The sequence below is a fragment of the Halovibrio variabilis genome, from assembly GCF_007991175.1.
Taxonomy (GTDB): domain Bacteria; phylum Pseudomonadota; class Gammaproteobacteria; order Pseudomonadales; family Halomonadaceae; genus Vreelandella; species Vreelandella variabilis.
In genome coordinates this window covers 42,611-49,682 of the sequence record NZ_BJXV01000023.1, presented here as the reverse complement: position 1 = coordinate 49,682, position 7,072 = coordinate 42,611, and the positions used below count along the sequence as shown (strand labels likewise).

Here is a 7,072-nt window from a genome sequence, read left to right as displayed (position 1 = left end):
GCTACTGCTCAGGTCGGCACTCAGCGTCTCGGTAACAGTATCGCCGTCACCGTCGGTGACGGTAATAGTAGCCTGAGCGCCTACCAGTCCAGCCGGCAACGTAAGGATGTCGGCACCCTGGTCGGCATGGTCGAAAGCTCCGGACTGAGTCACGGTGATTGCACCGTCACTACCGATTTCAATCCGTAGTACTTCACCAGAATTCGTAGTGCCGGTGATCGCGCCCTCCGCTTCGGTGAAGACCACGGGCTCACCGCCGCTTTCCAAGCCGTGGTCGATGTCACCCAGGGTTAGGGCATATTCGCTAATCGTGATACTGCCTGCGCCATCTCCACCATACTGGGCGGTTACGGCATCGCTGAATGCCGCAGCCACATTGCCGGTGGACACTGAGATGCCATTGATAGTCTGGCCGTCCTGTGTCTCGAAGTTAACTTCGCCAAGATCGACATCATTTAACTCAACGCTTGGGGTATCACCTGAATCATCTTCTGCATCAAATGCCGCAAACTCAACCGTCTCAGGCCCTTCATCAGCGCCAACGGAGTACTCATACTGAAGCCCCAGAACCGACTCTTCGATGCGCGCAAGCTGGACAAAGTCGGAGCCACCGCCGCCGCCACCGGCAGCACCACCGCCTGCAGCAGTTGCTTCAAGCAGATCTAGCAGGTCGCCGTCTTCTTCTTCCAGTGCAGAAAGGAGCGCTTCTATCTCGCTGTCTTGGGCGACGGTTTCTTCTTCGGTGGGAGCGTTTTCGGCGTCCACATCATTGGTAATGGCAACTTCTTCATTGCTGCCGATAAGCGTTGCGGGTAAACCGTCGTCAAAATCTAGCTGAACACTGCCATTAGTAGAGGTAACGAGTGTTTCGCCTTCCTGAAGAGCGTCGCCGACAGCAAGCTCACGCAAGCTGCCATCAGGATCCCGCGCCCAGGCCTGACCAGTAATGGTAACGACAGTTGCAATGCTCATAGGAGGCGTCCTCTAACAACAGAAATAAGGTTTTATATTGATAGCCAGATTAGGCCAGACTGAGGAAGCTTAGTATTGGACCGTGGTACAGGAGAGGGAACTATTTTGGTAAGCACTTCATACATGCTGAGGTGATATTAAGCACGCACCCAAGGGCAAATAAAGAACAAATGGGTAAGCGCCGGAACTGACATATCGCTATCAAAAATGACGATGTCACCGCCTGATACTGACTACTTGGAAGAGGATAGACTGGGGACGTCACTGACCTCTGCCGATGAACCTTTTCCTGTTAGCTTAATGATCAACTGAAGTCGGTCATGAATGTCCAGCTTGCTGAAAATGGCGGTCAAGTGGGCTTTTACCGTTCTTTCGGTGATGTCGAGTTCTCGGGCCACCACTTTGTTGCTGGCTCCCTTGGCGACGGTAAGCGCCACTTCGCGCTCGCGTTGGGTCAGCACTTCCAGTACCGATGATTGAACCTGCTGATCACCATTGAGAAGTCTCCAGGTACTACCCATAACTTGCGCCATCAAGTCAGGCGGCACCCAAATGCCTTGGTTCATCACCACGGTAGCGATTTGTTTTAACGTATCGGCGGGGCTCAGCGCGTGGGCATAACCTCTTGCACCTTGCTGAAGCGCGTCCATCGCCGCGCTTTTCTCCGGCATCATCGAGAGCACTACAACGGTGGCGCGCTGCGCCAAGCGGGCTACAAAAGAAGGCCCATCAGCGGCACGCTCTTCCTTTGCCACCCACACCAAGGTGTCGGCATCCGCCCATGCTTCGGCCTGTTCGAAAGTCACACAAGAAGCCTTAGGAAATGCAGCTTGCCAGCGGGGCATTAACACCTGTTCCTGAGTGACAAAAAGGTGGTTCATCAGCGTTCCCCTAATGAATTATTCCATGCGCGCAGGACGGGCTTCAGGAGAAACTCCATCACGGTGCGCTTGCCGGTCATGATATCGACCTGAGCCGTCATGCCGGGAATGATGTCCATGTCTTCGTTATTGATCTCACCCTGTTCGGTACGTACCTTTACGCGATAAAAGGTGTTGTCATCGTCATCGGTAATTGTGTCGGCACTGATGTTTTCAAGTTCGGCTTTTAAACCGCCATACTGGGAATAGTCGTATGCCGTTAGTTTGACAGTTGCATCCTGCCCTGGGCTCAGGAAGGCAATGTCCTGGGGGGCGATACGTGCCTCTACCAAGAGCCGATCATCAGTAGGAATAATATCGACCACTTCCTGCCCGGCTTGGGCAACGCCACCGATGGTCGTGATGTGCAGCGTTTGCACAACCCCTTTCACCGGCGAACGAATATCGGCGAGCTGCACGCGATTCTGCAAGCCTGAACTGCCTTCATCCAGCGCCGCTATTTCACTTAGCGTATCGGACAGGTCGTTGCGCCATTGGCTACGCCGTTCAGCGCCCAATTCGCGCAACTGCGATTCACTTTCCTCAACGGCGGCTTCGAGCCGCTCGATCGCCGCATTGGCCTGGTCGCGCTCCCCACGGTTGCGGGAAACTTCGCGCTCCAGACGCAGTACTTCGACTTCCGATACGGCACCGGAGGACAGCAAGGGCCGTGTGAGCTGAAGCTCTTCACGGGCCATCTGCAACTCACGATTGGCAGTGTCACGCCGTAGTTTTGCTTCAAGCAACTCGGCTTCACGTTGCCGGATACGGTCGCGAATAACAGCTTCCTGCTGGCGTAACTCGTACAGGCTGCTTTGATAAGCTTCGCGCTCTTGCGAAACGACGAGTGGCGCTTCTGCCAGCAACTCGTCACTGGGCGAGAAGTCAGTGTCCGTCACCAGGGCACGCAGCCGCTCAGCGCGGGCTTTTAGCGCCTCGGCCTGCACCCGGTTTTCACGAAAATCGGAGACAAAGCGGGTAGGGTCGATGCGCATGATGACCTCGCCCGCCTCGACCATCTGACCTTCCTGGACGAGAATTTCTTGAACCACGCCACCGTCGAATGACTGAACCCGTTGCAGCTGTTGAGCGGGAATGACGCGGCCCTGGCCACGGGTGACTTCGTCAATTTCTGCAAAGGAAGCCCAAACAATCAGCGCGATGATGGCAAGTACGATGCCATAGAGAAAGCCACGTGCGCGTAGCGGATCCTGCTGCATGCGAGCCCAATCGGCATCGCTCGCCCAATCTCTATTTAAATGGGCGGAAGTGACGCGCTTGGAGAACAACCGGTCCATGAACGGACGAAAGGGTTTGCCGCCTTTCTCGCTGAACCGGCCCAGTGCTTCAAAACCTTGCTGTTCGGCGGGCTTACGCTGTTTTGCCATTAGCTCGCCCTCCCGACCTGGCCTTTACGCAAGGCTTCGACGACTTGCTCGCGCGGGCCGTCTGCAACGACTTTGCCTGCGTCCATCACAATGATGCGATCGACAAGCGAGAGCAGCGACGTACGGTGAGTGACGATCACCATGGTTTTTTCTTGGCTGAAGCGGGTAAGGTTTTTCTTCAGCACTTCTTCGCTGGCGTGGTCCATCGCGCTGGTGGGTTCGTCAAGCAGGAGTACGCTAGGGTTATTCACCAGTGCGCGGGCGATAGCCACCGATTGACGCTGACCGCCCGAGAGCATGCTGCCGCCCTCACCGACCGGCAGATCAAGCCCGTGAGGATGTGATTTCACCAATGACTCAAGGCCGCTCAGCCTGACGGCTTCAAGCAGCGCTTCGTCATCAACGCCTTCGCTACCCGCCCCGGCAACGATGTTCTCGCGTAGGGTGCCGAAAAATAACGCAATATCTTGCGGCACATAGCCGATATGCCGCCGCAGTTGCATGGGGTCGAACTGACGTATATCGACGTCATCCAGGAAAATGGCACCGCCAGTGGGCTGGTAAAGCGCCAGCAACAGCTTGCTGAGGGTTGATTTACCCGAACCGATACGCCCGATCAGCGCTACCTTTTCACCCGGCTTGAGCCGGAAGCTGACGTCGTTAAGCGCACTGCGCTCCGCCTCCGGATAGCTTAGGCTGACGCTGTCAAATTTGACATCGCCGTGGACTACCGGTCGATTGATATAGGCTTTACCCTCAATGCGCTCGGTGGGTTTATCCATGACGTCGTTAAGCGACTGAAGCGCCGTGGATGACTGGTGGTATTGCGCCATCAGCCCAGCCGCTTGGCTAATCGGCGCCATCGCTCGAGAAGATAGCAAGTAAGCGGCGATCAGGCCCCCTTGGGTTAAATCGCCTTCGATTATCATATACACCCCGACAATGATAATCGCCACCGCCACCGTGTGCTGTGTCCAAAGCGCCACACTAGTGACAGAGGAGCTGACCAGACGCAGCTGTGCTGAAGTGCGCGACAGAAACGCAGACGCACGCTCCCACATGCCTTGCAACCGGCTTTCACTGCGCAGCGCCTTGACGGTTTCCAAATTGCCGACGGCTTCCACCAGCGTGGCATTGCGTTGGGCGCCGATGCGCCAGGTGGTCTCAGAGAGTTCGTGCAGTTTGCTCTGCGCGGCCAGTGCATAAAGAAAAACAAATACCGCGCCGATGACAATCGGGATAACCAGAGGCACCCCGATCAACGCAATAATCGCAGCAAACAGAACCACAAAGGGCAGGTCGACGAGCGCCACAATCGTGGCCGAGCCAATAAAGGCCCGCACGGATTCGAACGATTGCAGGGTGGCTGTGAAAGAGCCGGTCGAGGCTGGCTTTGCTTCCATACGCATGCCCAGCACACGTGACATGATGCTGGAGGTTAACTTGACATCGGCACGGCTGGCCGCCAAGTCCACAAAGGCGTTACGCATCAGGCGCAGCGCCAAATCGAAACACAGCACGATAAAGATGCCCACCGCAAGCACCCAGAGGGTTTCAGTAGCCGCATTGGGAACCACCCGGTCATAAACGTTCATCACGAACAGTGGCATCGCAACGGCAAACAGGTTAATCACCGCCGAGCCAATCAACACATCACGGTATAGCTTGCGGTTTTCGCGGATAACGCCCCAAAACCAGTGCCTGGAGCGCTGCTTTTTAACCTCGGGCCCACGCGCATCGAAGCGAAACTTAGGCCTTACATAGGCCGCTTGCCCGCTATAGGCGTCTTGCAAGCCAGCCAGACTGACAATAGAGCTGGCTTCGCCAAGTTCAGGGAAAATAACTTCCGCCTGACCGTTTTTAATATCCAAATTGAGCAGCACACAGGCACGCCCAGCTTCAAGCAACACAATAGCCGGAAATAAGGCCGGGTTTAGCTGCGAAAGAGGAGATCTAATTATTCTGGCGGTTAGGTCAGCACGTGCTGCCGCTCGCCCCAGAACGCCGGGAGTTAGCTTTCCGTCCTCAAGTGGAAGACCTGCAATTAGTGCTTCCCGTGTGGCATCGTGATGATGAATAGATGCAACAGCGACCAAGCATTCCAGTAGCTCATCCAAGCCCGTTTCTTGCCGGGGCTCGGTTACAAAGTTGTCATTTTCTTGCGTCACATACGCCTCTTACGGCTAGAAGATAGTGGACACTTCAGGACATCATCACATGCTCAGTCATCCAGTGGCAGTATTCGCCACTGGATGATTTAGCCTCATTGGTTCGCTGGACTAAGAACGATTCAGGTCGTTATCGCCAGTAAATCGACTGCCAATCAAGTCATCAAGAGTATAGTTGGCAGGTGCTTGAGTCGGGCAGATAGCGTCGGCATCCAGCTCAACACCATCGCTGTCCAGTTCTGATAAGTTAGGCATGTCAGCGCGCGATACGTTCAGAGTACGCATTAGATGACCCATTGACGCTAGCGTCTCGGCATCCGCAATGGCCACGTCGTACTGAGCATTAACGTAGGCTCGGCTGGCTTCAAAGAACTCGTTTTCGCTGTCCAGCACGTCAAGCAAGGTGCGCTCGCCAATGTCGAACTGCTGCTGGTAGGCGCCGCGCACGCGGTCAATGGATTGGCGGTGCTGATTCAAATACCGCATCTGCTCACGCAACCGATGGGTATCCGCGTACGCGATTTGGGTGGTTTGACGAACGTTGCGACAGGCCAGCTCGCGATTATCAACGGCTTCCTCAATGCGCTCGCTCGCCGCACGAAATGAGGCCAAGTCTGAGCCACCCCGGTATAGGTTCATGCTGGCGACAAGCTCAATGCTGCTCTGGTCACGGCGTCCTACTGCCGCCGAGTCATCATTATTACTGCCGGTACGTCCAACGATATCAACACGCGGATGAAAACCTGCCTGCGCGATGTCTTGCTCTGCGCGAGAGGCGGCGATGTCTTCAATAGCGGCATGGAAATCCGGGTTACCTTCAAAAGCCAGATTAACCGCTTCTTGCACCGAACTAGGTAATTCCTCAGACAGCTCCGGCGCTGGCGCCAGGTTTTCAACCGGCAGATCACCAACAATACGGTTATAGCGGGCAGAGACATCGTGCAGATTGGAGGCTTCTGTCAACAGATTGGATTCGGCTAATGCAACACGGCCGGTAATCTGCTCCAGATCAACACCGCGGCCTGCACCGGAAAGCGCGCGCTCTTCAATCTGGTCGTAGACCCGCATGTGCTGGCGGTAGTTATCCTGTGCCAGGCGAATCAGTTCACGATAGCGAAGCACATCCGCGTAGGCCGTGGTCGCCTCCAGGGCGACTGTTTCACTGGCACCTAATAGTTCGTAGTAACGTACTAGTTCTGCCCGGTCCAACTGCTCTACTCGACCGGCAGTTGCAAAACCGTCGTAAACCATTTGGGTTAGTTCGAGCTGCACGTAGTCGGTGTCATAGCTACCCCGACCATCCCCTCCGACAGACTCTCGCCCTACGCCAGCAGTGGCATCCACGCTTGGCAGATAACCGCCCCAGGCTTCGTCTCTATCATACCCTGCCGCATTGAAGGCGCGGAATGCCGAATTGACTTCCGGGTTCTGGGTGATCGCCTGCTGGACTGTCTCTTGCAGGTTGGATGAACCCGGTATGGCCATATCTGACGGTAGTGGTTGCGCCACCACCTGGCTGAGCGGAAGGAGTATCAGACTGGTGCCGATAGCGGCTGCCTGCATAGTACGCGTCAAGTCAAACTGTTGGTAAAGCCCTTTGGTGCAACTGATTTTTTTCATCTGT

The 7,072-nt window shown here is 55.5% G+C and carries 5 protein-coding genes; all 5 read right to left on the bottom strand.

All coding sequences use genetic code 11. The features are described from left to right. Positions 1 to 972, bottom strand: a 972-nt coding sequence (locus HVA01_RS16125) for a retention module-containing protein (RefSeq protein ID WP_146876432.1), incomplete at its 3' end; no start/stop codon positions are given. A 233-nt stretch (positions 973 to 1,205) separates the two neighbouring features. Then, entirely contained in the window at positions 1,206 to 1,853 is a 648-nt protein-coding gene (locus HVA01_RS16120; protein WP_146876431.1) for a response regulator transcription factor, read from the bottom strand. Beyond that, entirely contained in the window at positions 1,853 to 3,280 is a 1,428-nt protein-coding gene (locus HVA01_RS16115) for an HlyD family type I secretion periplasmic adaptor subunit (protein ID WP_146876430.1), read from the bottom strand. Before HVA01_RS16115 ends, HVA01_RS16120 begins: the two co-directional genes overlap by 1 nt. Then, positions 3,280 to 5,448, bottom strand: coding sequence for a type I secretion system permease/ATPase (locus HVA01_RS16110; RefSeq protein ID WP_146876429.1), 2,169 nt, complete (start codon positions 5,446 to 5,448; stop codon positions 3,280 to 3,282). The genes HVA01_RS16115 and HVA01_RS16110 overlap by 1 nt, the downstream gene beginning before the upstream one ends. 111 nt (positions 5,449 to 5,559) lie before the next feature. Beyond that, positions 5,560 to 7,068 (bottom strand): TolC family outer membrane protein, encoded by a 1,509-nt coding sequence (locus HVA01_RS16105; protein ID WP_146876428.1) that lies wholly within the window; start codon positions 7,066 to 7,068, stop codon positions 5,560 to 5,562. Positions 7,069 to 7,072 lie beyond the last annotated feature (4 nt).

Bases quoted from the DNA above. Each gene is read 5' to 3' on its own strand.
- HVA01_RS16120 (WP_146876431.1), bottom strand. From the start codon at position 1,853: ATGAACCACCTTTTTGTCACTCAGGAACAGGTGTTAATGCCCCGCTGG.
- HVA01_RS16105 (WP_146876428.1), bottom strand. From the start codon at position 7,068: ATGAAAAAAATCAGTTGCACCAAAGGGCTTTACCAACAGTTTGACTTG.
- HVA01_RS16115 (WP_146876430.1), bottom strand. From the start codon at position 3,280: ATGGCAAAACAGCGTAAGCCCGCCGAACAGCAAGGTTTTGAAGCACTG.